Raw genomic sequence first — 21,484 nt, 5'->3', positions numbered from 1 at the left:
GTTTCCGGAACTGCATTTCATGAACGACGGCGGCCCGCGGGCCGCCGTCGTTGTCATTCCCCGGGTTCCGCCTGGTGCGGGCGGACCACGGCGCCGAACGGGCCCGTGGCCGCGAAGGCGTGGTCGGCGAACCGTTCACCGATGAGCCGGTGGGTGGCCGTATCGGGGTGCAGGTTGTCGGGCAATGGGGCGTCGGCGGCATCGGCTTCCCCGTAGAGTTCCAGCCCGTCGAGGAAGTGCAAGTTGGCGTCGTCAGCGCGGCGCTCCATCAGCGAGCGCATTTCCCGGCGGATCACCTGCAACGTCAACCGCCCCAGCGCCTCGTCCCCGGTGGTGCCGGTGGCGATGAACTTCACCTGCTCCGTGCCCATGCTGGCCGGGTCGAATCCCCCGGGACCCGGGGTGTCCTCATGGATCCCGCAGAAGATCGGGGATACCAGCACGATCGGCGTCGTGGGATGCCCGTCGCGGATGGTGTCCAGGAACCCGTGGATCGCCGGGACCAGGGCGCGCACCCGCATCCCGTCCAGGTTCACGATGTTGATGCCCAGCTTGATGCTGATGACGTCCGCCGGCGCATCGCGGATGACCCGCGCGATGAAGGGATCGACGAAGCAGCTGCCCCCGAGCCCGAGGTTGCGCAGCTCGACGTTCCCCCGCCGGGCGGCCAGCGCCGGCCAAATCGCGCTCGGGGAGGCGGCATTGGACCCCTGACTGATGGAGCTGCCGTGGTGGACCCACAGCGGCTTCGTCTGTTCCAAGGGCTCGAGCGGGGCATCGGAGGCCAGGCTGACCAGTTCCAGGGATTCGTTGTGCGGCAGGAAGAACTCCACGGCCTTGGACGTCGCGGCCAGTCCCTCGACGACGGTGGTGTGGGAGGGGCCGGGGACCTGCCGCATGGAGCCGGTCGTGAGATCGATTTCGGTGGCGTCGCCTCCCGTGAGTTCATCGCCCAGCTGCAGCTCGCCATCCACGCAGACGTCGATGCGTCCCCGCGGCCGGTGGGTGCCGAGGTAGAGGACCGGCGAGGGATGCGATACGAGTTCGATCCGTGTCGCGGTGGTCCGCACGGCGATCCTGACTCCGGAGGGCTGGGCTTCCATGGCCAGCAGCTGGGGATCCGGGAACTGCTGGCGGACCCAGCCGGGCAGCCGGTGGAGTCGTACGCCGTGGGATCCGTCCTCCAGTTCCGCGGCGCCGCGGATGATGTCCTGCGTCAGGGGTGTGGTGATCATGCTGGCGTTTCTCCTTCGAGGGCGGTGGCCCAGGTCTGTAGTGCGCGGTCAAGGGCGGACAGGGTGCGCCGCCAGGACGAATCGGTGGGATCACTGCGGTGCTCGAAGGAGCCGGCCTTCTCCAACGCCAGGTAGCCGTTGAGCGTGGCGCCGACGAATCGGGTGGCGTGCACCAGCTCGTTCGCGGGCAGGTCATAGCCGCGCAGGACGGCCCAGACGTACTCGACGATCCGCAGCGCCGCCGCCGATCCGGCCACCTCGGGACCGGCGGGCCGCTGCATGGCCGACCAGCGTCCCGGATGTTCCCGTGCGTAGTCGCGGTGCGCCTGCCCGAGGGCCGCCAACGCGTCCGGCCCCGACCGCCCCGCGATGCCACCGGCGATGAGGTCAGCCAATTCGCCCAGCGCCAGTTCGTGGACGCCGTCGAGCAGCGCGGCGAGGTCCTTGAGGTGTGAGTAGATGCTGGCGGGCTTGACGCCGACCTGCCGGGCCACCGCCGAGATGGTGACGACGTCGAAGCCCTCACGGTCGGCCAGGTCGGCGGCGGCGGCCACGAGGGACGGTCGGGTCAGCGGGGGACGTTCCATACGCCGATCCTACACCCTATAGGTTTTTACCTACAACCTATAGGCACTGCGGGAACAGCCCCTACGTCCCCAACCCGATCGCCGGGCCGATCAGCGAATACCCGACGAATCCCGCGGTATCCAGCAGGGCGTGGGCGATCACCAGCGGCATCACCCGCCCGGTCCTGGTGTAGACCCACCCGAAGATGACCCCCATGATCGCGTTGCCCACGAAGGGCCCGAACCCCTGGTAGAGGTGGTAGCTGCCGCGCAGCACGGCACTGGCCAGGATGATCGGCCAGGTCCCCCAGCCCAGCGCCCGCAGCCGGTCGAAGAGGTACCCGATGACGATGGTCTCCTCGAGGATGCCGTGACGGATGGCCGAGAGCAGCAGGACCGGGATCGTCCACCAATACGGCGCCATGGCCTCGGGCACGATCGCGGTGGTCACCCCCAGCGTCCGGCCAAGCCAGTACACGCCGAGCGTGCCCACGCCGATGGCCAGGAACAATCCGGCCCCCTGCCATCCGTCGCGCCCGGGACGGCGCAGGTCGAACCCCAGGGCACGGAATCCGTTGCGCCCGGCCAGGCGGAACAGGTAGAACACCAGCAGCACCGGGACCAGCGAGAACACGATGTCCAGCAGCTGGTACGCGAGGTCGAAGAACTGCCGGTCGCTCAGCGCGTTGTTCATCGTGGTCGTCTGCCCGGACAGCGGCCCGCGGGTCAGCTTGTCCGAGAGCGAGAGGATCGCATAAATGGCGGACTGCCCCAGGGAGAGCCCCAGGACGATCAGGATTTCCGGCCACAGGCCCTTGCTGCTGCGCATGGATGCATCCTATGGCAGGGCCCTGTACGACGGCGGTGCGCGGCAAGCGTGGAGGCCGAGTCCACACAACGCGACCAAACAAGTATCAGTATATTGAACTTAAGCTACGATAAGAGTCAATAATCCATTTTGCAACGTGAGGAACACACGCCGTGAAAGGCCATGTCCCGTCCAAGACGCAAAGAAACGCCCGGCAGGTCGGCCAGCACTTTGCCGATTGGCGGAAGCTCAACGGCCTCAAGATCACCGAAGTCGCCGAACGAACTGGCGTATCGGTGAACACCATCCGCAGCCTGGAGGCCGGCCAGGGTGGTACCTCCCTCTTGACCTTGCTGGCCGTTGCACGCGTCTTGGGCATCGACGATCTGTTATCTGAGGCCCTGGACCCGTACAACACCGAACGCGGTCGGGCGCTTTCGGCTGACCATCTCCCCCAGCGGGTGCGTCGATGAGCGAGATCATAGAGGTTGATGTCGAGTTGGGTGGTCGCATGCTCCACGCTGCGGATCTCTTTCCACCCCGTCGCCCGGGTGCCACCTTCATGTTCCGATACACGCCCGGCTATCTTGCGGACGCGAACGCCTACCCCTTCGCCCCTCAGCTGCCCCTCACCCGCGGATCATTCCCCGGTTTGGGAGGGCTACCCGGCCCGATGCAGGATGGCGCGCCGGACAGGTGGGGCCGGCTCATCGTCGGCCGGCGCATCGGCCGTAATCCGAAGGCAGACGATCTCCTGCTCGGCGTCTCAGACCACACGCGTCAAGGGGCACTGCGTTACCGACGCGGTAGCACGGAGTACCAGCACCCGGACAGCCAGACCCCACCCCTGGTCGATCTGGCCCAGCTCCAAAAGGCGGCCGACTCGGTCGCGGCCGACAACGACGACAACGAGGCCTACAAGCTGCTACTGGAGATGGGTTCCGATGCATTGGGTGGCGCACGCCCGAAGGCGGCCGTGAGCCGCGGAGACGAACTGTGGATGGCCAAGTTCACCCAGACCACCGACCAGTGGTCGGTCATCGAGTGGGAATCCGTGATGTTGAAATTGGCTGCACGGGCCGGGATCATCGTTCCCCGCAACGAACTGGTTCACATCGGTGCCAGGGCAGTTCTGCTGTCACGGCGCTTTGACCGTGCGAACGACGGAACGCGTATAGGTTACATATCGGTCATGACGTTCATGGGTGTCCAGGACGGCGACCACTTGGACTATGTCGACCTCGCCGCCGACATGGCGGCGTTCACCGATGCGCCAGCCGCTCAACTGCGCCAGCTATTCCGACGTGTCGTTTTCTCCCTGGCCGTCAACAACACGGACGACCACGGCCGCAACCACGGCTTCCTCCGCTCACGTGCAGGCTGGCAGTTGTCACCGGCCTTCGATATCAATCCGAACCCCAATACGGCTGCCCCAAGGTCCACGAGCATCGATGGCGAGCGTCATCGACTTCCCGGCTTCGATGCCCTCATGGCGTCGGCCAACGCGTTCCGTCTGGATCCTGGCGAGGCACGGGAGGTCGCCCATGAGGTGGCTCGGGCAGTCGCCGACTGGCGCGAGCTGGTGCCCGCTGAGATCGGCGCGGCGCAACGACACGACTTCGAACAGGTCCTCGACTGGCTCCCGGACCTGCTGGCATAGTCCGCCTCAGGCCAACGGTGCCGATCCGACGGCCGTGCGGTCCACCCGCTCCCCCGCACGCCACACGGCGCCGGTCAGCGGCATGCCCGGCCGGTAGGCCAGATGCGCGGCAGACGGCGCGTTGAGCAGTTGCAGGTCAGCGCGTTTGCCGACCTCCACGCTGCCCACATGGTCCTGCACTCCCAGGGCCAGGGCCCCGCCCATCGTTGCGGCGTGCAGCGCTTCGTTCAGGCTCAAGTGCATCTGCAGCACCGCGGTGGAGACGCAGAAGGCCATCGAGCTCGTGTAGCTGGTGCCCGGGTTGCAGTTGGACGCCAGGGCGATCTGGGCGCCGGCATCGATCAGCCGGCGCCCGTCGGCCAACGGCTGGCGGGTGGACAGGTCGCAGGCCGGCAGGCAGGTGGCCACGGTTCCGGCCTCACCGGTCCGCGTCTCGGCATTCCACCCGGACCAGGTGCCGGCGAGCGCCTCGACGTCGGCGTCGTCGAGGTAGTTCACGTGGTCCACGCTGGCCGCCCCGAACTCGACGGCCAGCTTGACGCCGGGCCCGGTGCCGAGCTGGTTGCCGTGCACGCGCAGGCCCAGCCCTGCGTCCCTGCAGGCGGACAAGACGCGGCGCGACTGCTCCTCGGTGAAGGCCCCGCGTTCACAGAACACGTCGGCCCACTTCACGTAGGGCCGGACTGCGGAGAGCATGTCGCCGCAGACCAGATCGGTGTATTCCTCAGGGTCCGCACCCGGCGGGACCAGATGGGCCCCCAGATAGGTCACCTGGTCCACGATGGTGGAGGCAATCCGCGCATGGCGGGCCTCCTCGTTGACGTCGAGCCCGTACCCGGTCTTCGTCTCCAGATAGGTGGTGCCTCCGGCCGCCGCCTCGGCAACCCGCCCCATCAGCAGGCGGGTGAGGTCGTAATCGGTGGCGGCCCGGGTCGCCTCCATGGTCACGCTGATCCCGCCGGCGGCGTATTCCTGCCCGGACATCCGGGCCTCGAATTCGGCGGCACGGTCGCCGGCAAAGAGCAGGTGGGTGTGCGAATCCACCCAGCCCGGCAGGGCGGCGCGGCCACCGGCGTCGTAGACGTGGTCGGCGGCCGGGGCGTGGCGTGGATGCCCGATCCAGGCGATGCGCCCGCGATCCAGGACGACAGCGGCGCCGGCCAGCACCCGTCCGTCGGCATCCAGGGTGGTCAGTTCCCCGATATTGGTCACCAAGGTGGCGCTCATGCGAACTCCCGATGCTGGTAGGTGAATTCCCGGAACAATGCGGCGGGGTCGCTGAGCCGGGTATGGATTCCGTCCCGGGCGACCTCGATGCCGTTGATGACCACAGCGTGGACGTCGGCGGCGGTGGCCGTCAAGGGCAGCTGCGCCTCCCGGCTTCCTGCGGTCCGCAGGCTGGCCGTGTCCACGAGGAGATGGTCGTCGTTGTCCGACAGGGAGAGGCTGCGCAGGCCGCCGACCCGGGAGGCGGCGGCAAGCTCTGCCGGGGAAAACCTACCGCGGATTCCGGTGCGCAGCCGTTCACCGTGTTCGAGCGCGCGCATCTCCAGGTACGGATCCACGACCGCGTGCTGGTCGGTGCCGAGGGCGATGGTGGCCCCGGCGTCGGCGAGTTCGCGGGCCGGGCCGATGCCGTCGGCGAGGTCGGCCTCGGTGGTCGGGCACATGACGATCGAGCAGCCGGCAGCGCCCAGCGCGGCGATGTCCGCGGCGGTGAGGTGCGTGGCGTGCACCGCCGAGAGCTGCTGCCCGAGCAGCCCGTGTGCAGCGAGCAAGCCGGTGGGGGTGAGCCCGTGGGCGGCCTGGCAGGCCTGGTTCTCTGCAGGTTGTTCGGACAGGTGCACATGCAACGGTTCGCCCGGTTCCAGGGCGCCGGCGATGACCTCCAACGCTGCCGGGGGGACCGCGCGGACCGAGTGGATGGCGGAACCGAGGGTGACCAGTCCGGCGCCCTCCTGGACCGTGGCAGGTTCATCGGCGGCCAGGGCGGCACGCAGTGCTGTGTGGCGGGCTGCCCATCCGGCGGCGTCTCCGTCGGAGAAACGCAGCTGGGTCTCATTGAGCTCCACGGGGCGTCCCGCGGTGTCGAGGCCACCGGAGAGGTAGCAGGTGTCCAGCAGGACCAGGCGGATGCCTGCGGTGCGGGCGGCCCGGGCCAGGGCCCGATCCATGACGTGGTCCGGGTAGGGCGTTCCACCGGGGCCGTGGTGGAGATAGTGGAATTCTCCGACGGCGGTCCATCCGGTGACCACCATTTCGGCGAACACCGCGGTGGCCAGCTGTTCGTAGCCTGCGGGGTCCAGCTGCTCTGCCGCGGCATACATCTGCTCGCGCCAGGTCCAGAAGTCCCCGGCCCCGCCGGCCGCACCCTCGTGGGTACGGCCACGCAGGATCCGGTGGAACGCGTGGGAGTGGGCGTTGACCGGTCCGGGGACACGGACCAGGTCCAGGTCGGGGTCGCTCACAGCAGGTCCTCCAGGGTGTCGGCCAGGGCGATGGTTCCGGCGGTCGCGTCGTCGTCCTCGACATGTTCCTCGGGCGAGTGGCTGATGCCGGAGGGGTTGCGCACGAAGAGCATCCCGGTGGGGACCTCGGCGGCCAACACCCCGGCGTCGTGCCCTGCACCGGTGGACAGCGCGGGCGCCCCCGGGGTGGAGCGCTGCACGGAGGCCTGCAGCGCACGGGTCAGCGCCGCATCGAAGTGCACGGTGCCCGAGTAGGATTCCTCGGTCATGGCGACCGAGCACCCCTCGAAGGCCGCGATCTTCTGGGCTTGGCCGTGGATGCGCTCCACGAGTGCCGCGGTGACCGCGTCGTCGGGGTGGCGCACGTCCATCCAGAAGTCCACCCGTGAGGCGATGACGTTGGTGCCGCCGGGGACCGGTTCCAGCCGGCCCACGGTGGCGCGGGCGTCGGCCTGGGCGGTGGCGGTCTTGCGCACGGCCAACACCATCTGGGCGGCCGCGACCATGGGGTCGGCGCGGTCGGTCATCGGCGTGGTGCCGGCGTGGTTGCCCTGACCGGAAACGGAGAAGCGCCAGCGGCCGTGGCCCAGGATCGAAGAAGCCACGGCGACTGCCGGTCCGCGCCCCGCAGCGTCGGTGTACTCCTCGCCATTAAGCCCCAGCCCCTGTTCGACGTGCAGCTCGACGAAGTCGCCGATGCGTGCCAGGGCCGCCTCGTCGCGGCCCATGGCGTCGGGGTCCAGCCCGTGGGCCCGGGAGGCATCGGCGAAGGTGGTGCCCGAGGCGTCGCGCAGGTTCAGTGCCCGGGCGGTATCGATGGCCCCGGTGAGCAGCCGGGAGCCCAGGCAGGCGACGCCGAAGGCCGACCCTTCCTCTTCGGGGAAGACGGCGAGGGCCATGGCACGGTTGCGCTGCAGGTCACCGGCCGCCTCGCGGGCTGCCAACACGTCGAAGGCAGCCAGCGCGGAGGCGACGCCCAGCGGGCCGTCGAACGCCCCTCCCCCGGGAACCGAGTCCAGGTGGGACCCGGTGACCAGGGCACCGCGTCGAGCGTCGGCGCCGGAGGAGGCACCGCCGTCGTGCCCGGAAGGCAGATCCCACCAGGCCCAGATGATGCCGTTGGCGTCACGCTCGAGTTCGAGCCCACGGGCGGTGGCCTCGGCGGTGAACCATTCACGCAAATCGAGTTCGGGTGTGGAGTAGACCGGGCGGGAGTAGCCGCCGCGACGGGTGTCCCGTCCGGTGTCGGCGATGGCCGCCATCAGTGAATTGACGGTGCTGGGTTCGGTCATGCGGTTACCTTCCAACCATGAGGTAGGCGATGGGTGTGGTGATGATCAGCGTCAGGGCCACGCGCTGGGCCCACAGGACGATCAGGTGCCACACCTTGATGGGGATCTCCGTGGCCAGGATGCAGGGCACCAGGGCGGAGAAGAAGATGATTGCCGAGACGCAGACGACGGCGATGACCAGGCGCAGCAACTCGGATTCGTGGCCGGCGACCACGGTGGCGGGCAGGAACATCTCGGCGATGCCGACCGCTGAGGCCTTAGCGGCCAGCATCGGATCGGGCAGCTGCAACGCCCAGGTGATCGGGAAGAAGATGTATCCGAGCCAGTCGAAGACCGGGGTGAACCGGGCCAGGACCAGGCCGATCAGCCCCACCGAGAGGATGGAGGGCAGGATCGCCATGGCCATGAGCAGGCCATCGCGGAAGTTCTCCCAGATGTTCCGGCCCAGGCCGGGGGCCTGGTGGAGCATGACCATGGCCTCGCTCCAGGCGGTGGCCAGCCGACGCGAGGTCACCGGGACCTCGGGCTGGGGTTCGGCGCCGGGATAGTAGTCGTCCTTGATCCGGCTCAGCGGCGGGATGCGCACGCTGATCGCGGTCACCAGGAACGTCACGGCGAACGTCAGGAAGAAGTACGGCAACCACAGGTGCATGATGTCCAGCGTCTTGGCGACGATCAGCATGAACGTCACCGAGACGGTGGAGAACCCGGTGGCGATGATCGCTGCCTCCCGGGCCGTGTACCGCCCGGCCTGGTAGACGCGGTTGGTGATCAGCAGGCCCAACGAGTAGCTGCCCACGAAGGAGGCCACCGCGTCGATGGCCGAACGGCCCGGGGTCTTCCACACCGGACGCATGACCGGCTGGACCAGGACGCCGACGTACTCCATCAGCCCGTACCCCACCAGCAGCGCCAGGAAGACGGCGCCGATGGGCACGATCAACCCGACCGGGATCACCAGCTTGTCGAACAGGAACGGCCCCAGGTCGGGGTCGAACAACCAGTCCGGCCCGACCCCGAACACCAGGGCGGAACCCGTGGCCAGGCCCAGGATGTTCAGGAACGCGAACAGCGTCTTCAGCCCCGACTGGCGCCACCGGCCGGTGGCGAACGGGTAGATCGTCCCGGCCAGGATGAGGGCCAGCGCTACGAAGCGCACGCCCTCACCCAGGGACTTCGTCACGAGCGTGACGAGGTGGTCCAACGGGATGGTGCTGGTCCCCCCGATGGTGATCGGGATGAAGAACATGAAGATCCCGATGGCGCTGAACACGAAGAACCGCCAGGCACCGCGTGGTGTGCGGGTCGTCTCCAGCTCCGGGCGGACGGCTGTTGAGGCGTCGCCCATCCGCTACACCGTGTCCGTCATCGGGATGCGCACGCCGCGTTCGGCGGCGACCTCGATGGCGCGGTCGTAGCCGGCGTCGACGTGGCGGATGACGCCCATGCCCGGGTCGTTGGTCAGCAGGGCCTCCAGCTTGGCGGCGGCCAGCTCGGAGCCGTCGGCGACGGAGACCTGGCCGGCGTGGATGGAGCGGCCGATGCCGACTCCCCCGCCGTGGTGGATGGACACCCAGGTCGCCCCGGAGGAGGCAGCGGTCAGGGCGTTGAGCAGCGGCCAGTCGGCGATGGCGTCGGAGCCGTCCTTCATGGCCTCCGTCTCGCGGTACGGGGAAGCCACGGAACCCGAGTCCAGGTGGTCGCGGCCGATGACGATAGGTGCCGAGACCTTGCCGTCGGCGACGAGCTGGTTGAACAGCAGCCCGGCCTTGGCGCGGTCGCCGTAGCCCAGCCAGCAGATGCGCGCGGGCAGGCCCTCGAACTCGACATGCTCTGCTGCGGCGTCGAGCCAGCGGTGGAGGTGCTCGTTGTCGGGGAAGAGTTCCTTCAGCGCCTCGTCGGTGACGCGGATGTCCTCCGGGTCACCGGAGAGGGCGACCCAGCGGAACGGGCCCAGGCCCTCGCAGAAGAGCGGGCGGATGTAGGCCGGGACGAAGCCGGGAAACTCGAACGCGCGGGCGAAGCCGCCCTGGCGCGCCTCGTCGCGGATGGAGTTGCCGTAGTCGAAGACCTCGGCGCCGGCGTCCTGGAAGCCGACCATGGCCTCGACGTGGGCCGCCATGGACTCCTGCGCCTTCTTGGTGAAACCGACCGGATCGGCCTTGGCCTCGGCGTCCCACTGTTCCAGGGTGTATTCGACGGGCAGGTAGCTCAGCGGGTCGTGGGCGCTGGTCTGGTCCGTGACGATGTCGATGGTGATGTCGCCGGCGATATGGCGGCGCAGCAGTTCGGGGAAGACCTCGGCCGCATTGCCGACGTAGCCGACGGAGAGGGCCCGCTTTTCCTGCTTGGCGGCCAGGACCTTGGCCAGGGCGGCGTCCAGGTCGGTCTCCACCTCGTCGAGGTAGCGCTTGCCGGCGCGACGGCGCAGCCGCTCCTCGGAGACGTCCACGATCAGGCAGGCACCGCCGTTCAGGGTCACGGCCAGTGGCTGGGCCCCGCCCATGCCTCCACATCCACCGGTGAGGGTCAGCGTCCCGGCCAGGGTGCCGCCGTCGTCGGCATAGAGCTTGCGCCCAATGGCGGCGAACGTCTCATAGGTGCCCTGCAGGATGCCCTGGGTGCCGATGTAGATCCAGGAGCCGGCGGTCATCTGCCCGTACATCATCAGGCCCTCGGCCTCGAGCTTGCGGAATGCGGGCCAGGTGGCCCAGTCGCCGACCAGGTTGGAGTTGGCGATCAGCACGCGCGGGGCCCACTTGTTGGTGGTGAACACGCCGACGGGCTTGCCGGACTGGACCAGCAGGGTCTCGTTGTCCTCGAGGGTTTCCAACGTGCGGGTGATGGCGTCGAAGGCCTCCCAGGAGCGGGCGGCGCGGCCGGTGCCGCCGTAGACGACCAGGTCCTCGGGGCGCTCGGCGACCTCGGGGTCCAGGTTGTTCATGAGCATGCGCAACGGCGCTTCGGTCTGCCAGGACTTGGCGGTCAGCTTCGTGCCGCGGGCGGCACGGATGCTACGGGAGGGATCGTGCTGGGTAAATGACTGGCTCATGCCGTCTTCTCCTTGCTGCCGGCGGCATTGCCGGCGTGGGTGATGGTGTCGGTGTGGATGTCGGTGTCGTGTGAGGTCAGGATGGTGTGGGCTTCGGCTGCCACGCGGGCACCGATGTCGGCGACCAATGCGGGGGTCATCCGGTAGGAGGGGGCGATGACCGACAGCGCGGCGATCACCCGGGCCTCGTCCCCACGGCCGGCGGTGATGGGCGCGGCAATGGCGGTGATGTCCTTTTCGACGCCCCGGTCCACCACCACGTAGCCCGCGGTGGGCGTCTGCCCGCGCAGCACGGCTCCCACGGCGCTGCCGTCCAGCGGGACGCTGCGCCCCACCCACGAGGAATGGCGCACCGAGTGGGTGCCCTCCTCCACGGCGATGTAGACGCTGTGCTCCGCGGCGGTGCCACCCAGCGACGGGACGCTGAGATAGGCGGACTCCCCCGTCGCGGCGACCAGGTGACGCAGCGATTCCATCGCCAGGGACACCAGCGACTCATGGCTGAGGGCCTGGGCACCCAGCTGGACGATCCGCATGCCCGGCCGATAACCGGCCTCGGGGTCCCGGCGGACGAAGCCGCTGGACTCCAGCGTGCGCAGCAGCCGCAACGACGTCGAGGCGGAGAGCCCCGTCTCGCGTGCTGCCTCCGCCAGGGTGATGTACCCGGCGTCGCACACGGAGCCGAGGAGCTGCAGCGCCCGTTCCACCGTTCGCGTGGACGGTTCGGCCATGGTTCCTCCTGCATCGGCGGTTTGTGGCGGTGGATCCGCAGAGCGACCCACCTTGCCACCAGCCAAAATTTGCGTTTCACTTATTGAAACGTGAATTGCACCACTTGGCAAGCCTCGCTGATCGCGGGGCATCCACCGAAAGGACAGACCATGGCAGAGACCATCTCCCTGAGCCCCGCACCACTGGCACCGCACGACGTCGTGCGCGTGGCCCGCCACGATGCCCGCGTCGAGATCTCCGAGGAGTCGATGCGCGCCATGGCAGAATCCCGTGCCGTCATCGACGCCCTAGTCACCGATACCCGCCCGCACTACGGCGTCTCCACCGGCTTCGGCGCGCTAGCCACCAAGCAGATCCCCATCGAGCTGCGCGCGCAGCTGCAGCGTTCGCTGATCCGCTCCCACGCCGCCTCCTCCGGTGCGGAGGTCGACCGCGAGATCGTCCGCGGGCTGATGCTCAACCGCCTGCACACCATGACCACCGGCCGCACCGGGGTCCGCCCCGAGGTCGCCGCCGCCTACGCCGCGGTCCTCAACGCCGGGATCACCCCGGTCGTGGGCGAATACGGGTCCCTCGGCTGCTCGGGCGATCTGGCCCCGCTCTCGCACTGCGCCCTGGCCGTCATGGGCGAAGGCAAGGTCCGCGCCGCCGCGGGCGAGCTCGTCGACGCCGCCGAGGCCCTCGCCGCCGCGGGCATCGAGCCCGTCGTCCTCGCCGAAAAGGAAGGCCTGGCGCTGATCAACGGCACCGACGGCATGCTGGGCATGCTGCTCATGGCCGCCGAGGACCTGCACCGTCTGGTCGCCACCGCCGACCTGTCGGCAGCCATGAGCATCGAGGGCCTGTTGGGCACCGACGACGTGTTCGCTCCCGATCTGCACGCACTGCGCCCGCACCCGGGCCAGATTGCCTCGGCGGCGAACATGCGCGCCGTCCTCGCCGGTTCCGCGCTCATCGCCGAGCAGAAGGAGGGTTCGCACGCCTTCACCCGCGTGCAGGACGCCTACTCGCTGCGTTGCGCCCCGCAGGTCCACGGCGCAGTGCGCGCCACCTTGGACCACGCCGAGTCCGTCGCCGCATTGGAACTCGCTTCGGCGATCGACAACCCCGTGGTCACCACCGACGGCCGCGTCGAATCCAACGGCAACTTCCACGGCGCCCCGGTCGGCTACGTGCTGGACTTCCTGGCCATCGCCGTCGCCGACCTGGCCTCCATCTCCGAACGCCGCACCGACCGCTTCCTGGACAAGTCCCGCAGCCACGGCCTGAACGCCTTTCTCGCCGATGACCCGGGAGTGGATTCGGGCCACATGATCGCCCAGTACACCCAGGCCGGCATCGTCTCCGAACTCAAGCGCCTGGCCGTCCCCGCCTCGGTCGACTCGATCCCCAGCTCGGCCATGCAGGAGGACCATGTCTCCATGGGCTGGGCCGCCGGGCTGAAGCTGCGCCGGTCCATCGACGGATTGCAGCGGGTACTGGCCGTGGAGCTGCTCACCAGCGCCCGCGCCCTGGACATGCGCGACGGCGGACTGGCCACCGGCAAGTCCTCCCCCATCGTCACCGCGGTGCGCCGGGCCATCCGCCGCGTCGTCGAGGGCCCGGGCACCGACCGGTACCTGGCGCCCGAGATCGAAGCGGTCCACACCCTGGTCGCCGACGGAACCATTCTCGCCGCAGCCAACGAGGCGGCCGCCGCCCCGCTACAGTAGGCGCCAGCACCCCACCACGTCAGGACACCAGCATGAATTCCCCAGCATCGGCCCACCTCATCCGCTTCGCCGACCTCACCCCACAGCGTTGGCGCAACGGCGGAGGGAGCACCGTGGAGATCGCCCGCTCCAGCACGACGGCGGATCCCGGCTCCGCGGGCGACTCCGCCTCCGGGCCGGGCTGGGACTGGCGGATCAGCGTTGCCGACGTCGCGCAGGAGGGGCCCTTCTCTTCCTTTGCGGACTGTGAACGGATCCTGACGGTCATCGACGGTGAGTTCATGTTGCTCACCGTGGACGGGATCGAGCAGGGCCTGCAGAAGTACCGTCCGTTCCGCTTCAACGGTGGCGCCGAGGCCAGCGCCACCCTGCCGGAGGGGCCCATCCGGGACCTGAACCTGATCACCGGTCCGGGATTCCGTGGTCATGTAGTGATTGTCGAGATGTCCAAGAAACGCCCCCACCCGGTCTTCGGCGGCCAGCATGCCGTGCTCCTGCACGGCAACGCGGTGGCCACCCCCGCGCCCGGTGAAACCGAGGGCTCCGCCCTGCAACAGCTGGATACCGTGGTCGGCAACGACGAAGCGCCGCCGGAGGTATCGGGTCGTGGGTACCTCGCAGTGGTTTCGGTCGACCCGGCCTGATCCGGGCTACGCCCCGGCGGGCGGGACAGCCCCTGGCCGCTCCCGGGCTGGAGGCCGTGGGCGCGTATCCACTGTGAGGATCGCTTCCTCGCAGGGCCTCCCCTGGTCCAACACTGTTGGTCGGGCGCGGTGCCCGCCGCCGTCTAGTTTGGCGCCACCCGCGAGAGGCCCCATCAGCGGGGTTGCCAGCTCTTGCGCCGCGGTGGCCTATCCCGACCCCATCATGGGCAGCTTCTCGTCACCGGCAGTGCTGATGACGCCGTAAACGGGATGGTCGTGCTAGGGAGGCGGCGACGGTGGAAGGGATCGAACAACCCCTTGCTCCGTCGCCGGGGCACACCGTGGAGCGATAGCCGTTTAAGGCGGAAAATTCGGGGCGGCCCGCCGGCGACTTCCCCTCCGCCCCGCGCGTCGGGATCACGTCAATCCAGTCATCCGTCGGAAGACGATCGCGCGGGGCCATCATGCCCGGAGCTACTCGGAAGGGCCGACCCCAATGACATCCAGGTCGTGACCGATGACCAACTGGCCGTCGAACCCTTCGCCGGAACCTGCCCAGACCTCATCTGGCCGGTTTCCCGGCACGAGGTGCGAAAGCACTAGGGTCTTGACGCCAGCTTCCTGCGCGACCTTCCCGACATCCTCGATCAAGGTGTGCGACCGGATGAGGTGTTGGTAGAGGCCTTCCTGGGCTTCATCACGCGGTGCGGGGAAGAGGGACTCGGGCCAGGATTTGTCGATTACTTCGTGGACCAACACATCAGCCCCTTGGGCCAGGGTGACGATATTCGGCGTCAAACCGGTGTCCCCGGAAAACACCACCGATCCATCTGCGGTATCGAAGCGGAACGCCAATGCCGGGAAGACCGGCGCATGGTCGACAAGGATTGCCGAGACTCGAATGTGGTCGTCTTCGAAAAAGACGAATGGTTCCATGACCGGGCATGGCTCCGAATTGGGGTTCTTCATGTATTTCTCGGGTACTGGAACGTCGAAGGCCTCCCACAGGTCCTCCGGCGGCGGCTTGCCGTTGTCAAACAGCCGATCATTGAAGTCTGCAGCGAAGGCCTGCACCAGCAGGTCAGTCATTTCCTTCGTCCCGGGAGTTGGGTTCCTCGGTTTGACCGGGGTGGGGGCTTTTCCTTCGCCAAAGGGCTCGGGGACCTGGCCACGGTTTCCCGGGCCCCAAATCGGGATCTTCTTGACTGACTGCAGACCGTTGTAGAGGCCCTCAGACAAAATGTTGTTCAAATCTACGACATGGTCCGAATGGAGATGGGTCAGGAAGATTCCCGCCAGGGCATCCAAGGGGCCTTCCATATCCGTATCGAAATTAGCCCCCAACTTGGCCCTGCGTAACTGGCCCATCACGCCGTGGCCGGCATCGATGACATAGTATCGATCGCCCACTACCAACGCCGAGGAAATTCCTTCTCGGGTTCCACCGGGCCAGTACGGCGGCCCACCGGAAGTTCCCAGGAGGACAAGCTTTGTTCGGTGATTGCCCAGAGGATCGGGCCCGAACTTTCGTTCAGTGCCCGGCAAGGCGCCTGTCGCTTGCTGTACTTCACTTGAACACGCGGTGAGCCCCAGGGCAGCAGCCCCCAAACCGAGGCTGGCAAGCACTGTTCTCCGCCCGGTTCCTGCCGGGTCGGCACTACCTGGAACATCGCACATACGGATCCTTTACATCGCGAGGAGAACTGCAAATACCCTCGGTGGCCCCGGTGACACAGCACTGAGTCGCGAGGCCCTTCCCGGGTTGCGGTGCCAAATTGCTCGAACCTCAGCGTTGCAGTTCACATATGGGTGGATGGGGTGGCGGGAACATATGGCGGAAAAGTACAAAGGGATGGCGCACCACTGACAATTGCCCCTCCGGCCGGATGGCCGATGGCGAGCCATGGAGAAGCCGTCGGCGCCGAGGTCGGAAAACGATCGTGGGCACGACCCTGCGACCCGGAGTCCGGGCAAGAGGCGGGGGCTAGCTGTACTCAGTCAGTTCCTGGTCGTCGCCCATGACAGGTGACCGGAGTATCCGGCCAGCGGCCGTGTCCTGCCGCAGTTGCAGGGGTGTGACGCCGAAATGTTCTTTGAAAACACGGGCGAAATACGACTGGGAGGCGAAGCCCAGCTCGGCTGCCAGCCGACCCATCGATATCGGTGTACCTGGATCGATCAGGATCTTGCGGGCCAGCTGGAGCCGACGGTCACGAACAAAGTGACTGAGCGATGTACCGTCCTGGGCAAAGACCCGGGAGAGCTGTCGCTCGCTGATTCCAACTGCGGCTGCTATTTCTCCGGCAGAGAGCTGGGGGTCCCTCAGCTGTCGGTCAATATATGACATGGCCACGGCCAGGTGGCCGGTTCCAGCGTCGGGATTCTCTCCGGAGATCAAGAGGCGCAGCAGATCCATTGCCGATTGTTCAACCCGGTCAACATTGATATCGGGGTTCCCGATAGTGGCCATGATGAGTTTGGCCAGGGCATTTGCAGGCTGATTCGTCGCCCCGAGACGGTTGAAGTCGAAGATCTGCGGTTTTGTCAGTTGCTTGCCGCCGGAGAGTTCTTTGAAGTCGTCCCGTGGGATGGTCAGGACCAGTTCTTGCAACCCCTGGGAGAATCCACGCATGAATGGAAGGTCAGCGTCATACATGATTGCCTGGCCGGGCTTGAGGTTCGCGTTGCCCCCTCGGTGGTAGAAGAACGCCTCGCCCTCGAGGGCGAAGAAGATGGCGACGACGTCGGTGGGATTATGCCTAATGAAGTTCGCGGAACGCTCAACAACCTGGGCGCTGCCCTTGACTCGTGCGAACCGGAGGGCGGGAAAGTATAGATTGACCTCGGTGGCCTCCAACGGGGCTTCGTCCAAGGTCCGGATGTCCAGTGAAATGAGGGCCTTGGCGTTGTGGTGTTCCCATTGTTCAAGCCGGTTGGTGGTGGGGAGATGGCGAGTCGAGAAGCGCAGTTCCTTGGCCGGTCGGCTGGGAACCCCGCCGGTTCGGGAGGCGGAAAGATCCTCTTGCTCAGCCATAATCTCTAGAGTGTACATTCGTTCAAGGGCCTCAATCGCGCTGGGTGTTCCGTCAATTTGAGGCCGGTCATATCGGTGCTAGGAATCCTGGCCATCGGGCACGCATTCCTGCCATGCGGGCGTATGCGTATCCCCTGGGGTTCCTTGACCCGGCACAGCTCGCATCGAAACTGGAGATGCCGGCGCTGGTGGACCCGGCCGTTTTTGAGTGCGGCGGCTGCCTTCTCGTCACACGACACCATCACCCGTCGAAGAAACCCGATATTTGTCGTCCGGATCAGGCTTTGCCATTCGTAGACGTCGGGTATGACCTGGAACAACAGCCCGGTGCCGCCGGTACCCATCGGCCGACAGCCCCGCCGCCCACGTGAGGCGACGAGGCCGCTGGCCAGGAAGCGCGTTGCCCGTCATTGAGGAACGCTGGCGACCCGCTCACGGCTCTGCCGGGAACTGTCGACACGGCGGTGAACCCAGTGCGCCCGTTCTCCTGAATTTTTCCCTGCCGGTTCCCGGTACACGCACTGGCGGCTGGGGCAGCCGACCTTTTGTATTGATGAACCAGGCCTCGGCCTGAGCCCTCGACGTTGGGAAATCATGACATGACAGGGCCCCAGCGATTCGCTCGGGCCCTGTCAGTCATCGCGGCAACCAGGAATGACTCATCTCGTCGCTAGAGCCAAGGAATCGACGCTTTCCGCCCGGACTGCAGGGAACACGCCGTAGAGGAAAGACTCCAGCGCTTGCGTGTCATCCAGGGGGAATACCCCGGCCACGTACTGATCCGGACGCACCACCACCACACAACCCTGCCGGGAAACCGAGCGTTCATCGAAGATATCGTGATCCTCGAGTGTTCCGAAGGCATTTTCCATATCGGTCAGTTCGAAGTGTCCTCGCTTAGGCTTGAACACCGACGGAACGGCTGACATGTCGAAATCAGCATGGACTTGCTGATGAATCAACTTCGTGTCGAAAAGGTCGGGAAGCAGTGTTGCCTCTGCCCAACTTGCCCAGTCCCGCAGCACCTCGGAATCACGCGGAGCCGCCTCGTCGGCGAACACATAGACCCGCCACCGACCATCAGCAGCATGGTGGTGCCCCAGGTGAGTTTCGATCAAGTCACAGACCCGGCCCACAGGCGCCGACCTGAAACGCCGCCCCAACGGGAACCCCGCCGCCAGTTCCTGGTGCTGCCGGTCTGCGGTGATCATGGATTCGTCGTACTCGGTGAGGTAGCCGGCATTGAACTCTGAAGTCTGCGTGTAGAACTTCTCGAGTTCCTGCGGGTCTTGGAACTGGTCATTCGACTGGGCCATGAGTGAGGACCACTGTTTGTCGAAATCAATAAGCCGCTGAGCGATATCCTGGCGCTCGTCGGCGTAGGTGCGCAGCAGTCCCTTGGGGCTGTTGCCGGAGAGCACATGGCCCAGCTTCCAACCAAGATTGAACCCATCCTGCATGGAGACGTTCATCCCTTGGCCTGCTTGCGCCGAGTGCGTATGGCAGGCGTCGCCAGCGATGAAAATGCGGGGATCGCTGCTGGTGGTCTTGTCTGAGGCCCGGTCGTCGAAGTGGTCCGAGATGCGGTGACTCACCTCGTAGATGGAGCTCCAGACGATATTCTTCACGTCAAGCTTGTAGGGGTGCATGATCTCAGCGGCTTGGGCGATTACTTCTTCAGGCGGTGTCTGCCGGATGCTACCCCCATTTCCTTCCGGGACTTCTCCGAGGTTCACGTAAAGGCGGAAGAGGAACCCGCCCTCACGAGGGATGAGAAGAATGGAACGGCCATTGCTGGATTTGATGGTGCTTTTCTTCCGAACGTCAGGGAAGTCGGTATCGGCGTGAACGTCCATGACCCCCCACGCCTGATTCGCCTGGTCTCCGCGAAGTCGGTACCCCAACGATTTGCGAACATTGCTGCGTGCACCATCCGCGCCCACCACATACTTAGTCCGAACCTGAAGCTCCTGGCCTTCGTCGGGACCTGCGGACCGGCGGAGGGTCACCGTGACCGGATAGTCGTTGCCCTCGTCTTCCGAGACAGCAAGGTCGACGAACTCATACCCGTAGTCCGGCTCCATCCGGGTCGGCGCATTCTTCATGAAGCGATTGAAATGATCAACGATGCGCACTTGGGTGATCAGCATCATGGGCCATTCGCTGAGTTCCGGCGCCAATTCGCGGACACTGCTATCCCGGACGATTTCACTGGGGTTGTCAGGGTTTGGCTTCCAGAACGCCATGTCTGTAATGGTGTGGGCCTCCGCGGCAATTTCGTGCGCAAACCCAAACGCTTGAAAGGTCTCCATGGTTCGGGAGTGCACGCCATCGGCATTCGCCAGTTCCAGGCGGTGGCCGCGTTTTTCGATCATGCGTGTGTTGATGTCCGGGAATTGGGAAAGCTGCGCAGCGGCAATGGAACCGGCTGGTCCACAACCCACGATGAGAACGTCCATGGTCTCTGGCAGGTCCGCGGGGCGATCGACCCCGACCCCCTGAACAGGCTTGGTCATCGGGTCGCCGGTTTCATAGCCTGAAACGTGAAATTGCATGTCAATCCTCCTGCTTAGATGTCTTCACTGCATTTTCTTCAGTGTTGCAGCTCACATTGATGTCTTCCGTGTGGGGGGAAAACTAGGCGGAATAGTGCAAAAAGGTGGCGGGCAAGTGACAAAGCGCTACGGCCGGAATGCCCGGCGGCGAGCCTCTGAGGAGACCTCGGGCGCTACCTTCCACTGCGGACGTCTGCGTTGGCGGGTCTGCCGGTTGCCCCCGGAATCCGACATTCCTCTCGCTATAGGCAATGAGCGTCCCGCTGGCCCAACGGCACGATCCCATCTGCAGGAAGCAGAGGCTAGACAGACCACGAAGAGCCCGCCATAGGGCGGTCGAAATGGCGATACAAGCCATCGTGCACCGGCCAGGAGAGGAGCACTGAGAAGTCCCCACGCGGATTTTGAACTGAGGCCATCCCCGCTCCTAGCCCTCTTGGAGGTTGTCCGGACGCTGGCCGGCCCCCGACGCGGCGGGCACCACAGAAGATCGCCATACGGTGTCGACAGTTGGCCGATGCCCAGGCGAGCGGAGCGATTCCTGGCGCGGGCCACTTCGGACATTCAATGCAAGCGTCATCCGATACCGACATTCACGCCAACTGCCGAAGGATGGCCGAATATCCACCAACGCGGGACACGTTGCATCGACGCATCGCCGGGACCAATCTGGTCGTTGCAGTAGCGCTGCCGGCCCTCTGCACGGCATCCGAGAACGGAATCCATCAGCGTGGGTTCCCTCCCCCTGGACCGAGCAGGGGCCACCTTTAGCGAGTCCCAGGGTCTCCGCAGGGTCTGACCCGAAAGCTATTGCCGCGGTCGACACCCACAGTGACGGTATCGAACTGACTGAACCCGCTCATCCACGCCCGCGGAATCGGTTCCACAGAACGGGAACTGACTCCCGAAGGCGCCACCGGGACCCCTGCATCCGCATTTGTGCCACTCGTTCTTCCGCGCGAAGTTCCGGACTCTTATGAAACCTTCTATTCCGGCGACTTCCGAGGGGAAAGGCATGGGTCACCTACTCGTGGAAGACCGGTGCTGGCGCTCTGTCGGTCGACGTGCCCGAAGGCAGCGCGTCCAGGCTGCCGATAGTGCCTATGAAGACAACGCGAAAAGGTGAGTCCCAAGATTGCATCCCATGGGATGGGTGCACGTTGACTGACTCTCGACTGTTCGTGGAGAGGCGGTCAGCGGCGCCGGGCTATGGCTGGGCGGGCGGGGACTCCGGGTCGACAAAGGCGACCTTCATGAGGGCTTCCATGCCCTGGACCAGGGCACGGAGGTCATCGATCTCCAGCCGCGAGATGGCCGACCGGCGGAAACCGTCGACCTCCTTCATCAGGGAGTGGAAGATCTCCCTCCCGCGGTCGGTGGCCACCAGCCGGCGTGCCCGGCGGTCCCGTTCGTCGGGCACGCGGTCGACGACACCGTGACCGACCAAACGGTCTACGATCCCCGAGACCGTGGCCAGGGATACCTGCAAGACCTCGGCGATGCGTTGGGCCGTCGTGTCGCCGCTTCCGGTGATGACCACGACGAGGGCCTTGAGTTGTTGGACCGTCAGGGGCAGGGACATCAGCGCCTCCATGGAGGCGTCGATCCTCATCCGTTCCGTCTCGGCTTCCAGCGCCTCGATGCGGGCCATGAGTGCTGCGCGCTCCTCCATCGGGTTCTACTCCTTCGCCCCGAGGGGATCTGTTCCAGTCAATGCTTAGCCACA

At 66.3% G+C, this 21,484-nt stretch carries 17 protein-coding genes; 4 read left to right on the top strand and 13 right to left on the bottom strand.

What is annotated here, in order from left to right:
* Positions 1-53: 53 nt before the first annotated feature.
* From ABD088_RS13560 to ABD088_RS13550, 3 genes are all read right to left on the bottom strand, one after another.
* Entirely contained in the window at positions 54-1,235 is a 1,182-nt protein-coding gene (locus ABD088_RS13560; RefSeq protein ID WP_343902484.1) for an SGNH/GDSL hydrolase family protein, read from the bottom strand.
* Positions 1,232-1,822 carry a TetR-like C-terminal domain-containing protein gene (locus tag ABD088_RS13555; protein ID WP_343902483.1) on the bottom strand — a complete coding sequence of 197 codons (591 nt, stop codon included), beginning with the start codon at positions 1,820-1,822 and terminating at the stop codon, positions 1,232-1,234. The genes ABD088_RS13560 and ABD088_RS13555 overlap by 4 nt, the downstream gene beginning before the upstream one ends.
* A gap of 61 nt (positions 1,823-1,883) precedes the next feature.
* Positions 1,884-2,630, bottom strand: coding sequence for a CPBP family intramembrane glutamic endopeptidase (locus ABD088_RS13550; protein ID WP_343902482.1), 747 nt, complete (start codon positions 2,628-2,630; stop codon positions 1,884-1,886).
* A 152-nt stretch (positions 2,631-2,782) separates the two neighbouring features.
* Here ABD088_RS13550 and ABD088_RS13545 point away from each other — a divergent pair, with 152 nt between their 5' ends.
* Both ABD088_RS13545 and ABD088_RS13540 read left to right on the top strand, forming a co-directional pair.
* Entirely contained in the window at positions 2,783-3,082 is a 300-nt protein-coding gene (locus ABD088_RS13545; RefSeq protein WP_343902481.1) for a helix-turn-helix domain-containing protein, read from the top strand.
* Positions 3,079-4,269 (top strand): type II toxin-antitoxin system HipA family toxin, encoded by a 1,191-nt coding sequence (locus tag ABD088_RS13540; protein ID WP_343902480.1) that lies wholly within the window; start codon positions 3,079-3,081, stop codon positions 4,267-4,269. Before ABD088_RS13545 ends, ABD088_RS13540 begins: the two co-directional genes overlap by 4 nt.
* Positions 4,270-4,275: 6 nt before the next feature.
* On the opposite strand, the gene hutI is transcribed toward ABD088_RS13540, so the two are convergent.
* The 6 genes from hutI to ABD088_RS13510 are packed head-to-tail and all read right to left on the bottom strand — an operon-like array spanning position 4,276 to position 11,812.
* The gene (gene hutI, locus ABD088_RS13535) at positions 4,276-5,496 is read right to left on the bottom strand and encodes an imidazolonepropionase (RefSeq protein ID WP_343902479.1); all 1,221 of its coding nucleotides are present in this window, start codon (positions 5,494-5,496) and stop codon (positions 4,276-4,278) included.
* Entirely contained in the window at positions 5,493-6,737 is a 1,245-nt protein-coding gene (locus ABD088_RS13530; protein ID WP_343902478.1) for a formimidoylglutamate deiminase, read from the bottom strand. The genes hutI and ABD088_RS13530 overlap by 4 nt, the downstream gene beginning before the upstream one ends.
* Positions 6,734-8,029 (bottom strand): allantoate amidohydrolase, encoded by a 1,296-nt coding sequence (locus tag ABD088_RS13525; RefSeq protein WP_343902477.1) that lies wholly within the window; start codon positions 8,027-8,029, stop codon positions 6,734-6,736. Before ABD088_RS13525 ends, ABD088_RS13530 begins: the two co-directional genes overlap by 4 nt.
* A 4-nt stretch (positions 8,030-8,033) precedes the next feature.
* Positions 8,034-9,377 (bottom strand): YjiH family protein, encoded by a 1,344-nt coding sequence (locus tag ABD088_RS13520; protein WP_343902476.1) that lies wholly within the window; start codon positions 9,375-9,377, stop codon positions 8,034-8,036.
* A 3-nt stretch (positions 9,378-9,380) separates the two neighbouring features.
* Positions 9,381-11,081: a urocanate hydratase gene (hutU, locus tag ABD088_RS13515; RefSeq protein ID WP_343902475.1), complete on the bottom strand. Its 1,701-nt coding sequence runs from the start codon at positions 11,079-11,081 to the stop codon at positions 9,381-9,383.
* On the bottom strand, positions 11,078-11,812 hold the full coding sequence (locus ABD088_RS13510) for an IclR family transcriptional regulator (protein WP_343902474.1): 735 nt from the start codon (positions 11,810-11,812) through the stop codon (positions 11,078-11,080). Before ABD088_RS13510 ends, hutU begins: the two co-directional genes overlap by 4 nt.
* 150 nt (positions 11,813-11,962) lie before the next feature.
* Here ABD088_RS13510 and hutH point away from each other — a divergent pair, with 150 nt between their 5' ends.
* A complete protein-coding gene (gene hutH / locus ABD088_RS13505) occupies positions 11,963-13,525 on the top strand; it encodes a histidine ammonia-lyase (RefSeq protein WP_343902473.1) in 1,563 nt (520 codons plus the stop codon).
* Positions 13,526-13,557: 32 nt separating this feature from the next.
* Entirely contained in the window at positions 13,558-14,169 is a 612-nt protein-coding gene (locus ABD088_RS13500; protein ID WP_343902472.1) for a HutD/Ves family protein, read from the top strand.
* Positions 14,170-14,643: 474 nt separating this feature from the next.
* Here the strand turns inward: ABD088_RS13500 and ABD088_RS13495 are convergent, their stop codons facing one another.
* The 4 genes from ABD088_RS13495 to ABD088_RS13480 form a co-directional block, all read right to left on the bottom strand.
* A complete protein-coding gene (locus ABD088_RS13495; protein ID WP_343902471.1) occupies positions 14,644-15,795 on the bottom strand; it encodes an MBL fold metallo-hydrolase in 1,152 nt (383 codons plus the stop codon).
* A gap of 358 nt (positions 15,796-16,153) precedes the next feature.
* Positions 16,154-17,203, bottom strand: coding sequence for an AraC family transcriptional regulator (locus ABD088_RS13490; protein WP_343902470.1), 1,050 nt, complete (start codon positions 17,201-17,203; stop codon positions 16,154-16,156).
* A 659-nt stretch (positions 17,204-17,862) separates the two neighbouring features.
* On the bottom strand, positions 17,863-19,758 hold the full coding sequence (locus ABD088_RS13485) for an FAD-dependent monooxygenase (protein WP_343902469.1): 1,896 nt from the start codon (positions 19,756-19,758) through the stop codon (positions 17,863-17,865).
* A gap of 1,207 nt (positions 19,759-20,965) precedes the next feature.
* Positions 20,966-21,430 carry a MarR family winged helix-turn-helix transcriptional regulator gene (locus tag ABD088_RS13480; protein WP_343902468.1) on the bottom strand — a complete coding sequence of 155 codons (465 nt, stop codon included), beginning with the start codon at positions 21,428-21,430 and terminating at the stop codon, positions 20,966-20,968.
* Positions 21,431-21,484 lie beyond the last annotated feature (54 nt).

The organism is Arthrobacter rhombi (assembly GCF_039526245.1).
In the GTDB taxonomy this organism is placed as follows: Bacteria; Actinomycetota; Actinomycetes; order Actinomycetales; family Micrococcaceae; genus Arthrobacter_H; species Arthrobacter_H rhombi.
The sequence above is the reverse complement of the archived record's forward strand: the minus strand, read 5'-3'. Positions and strand labels throughout refer to the sequence as shown.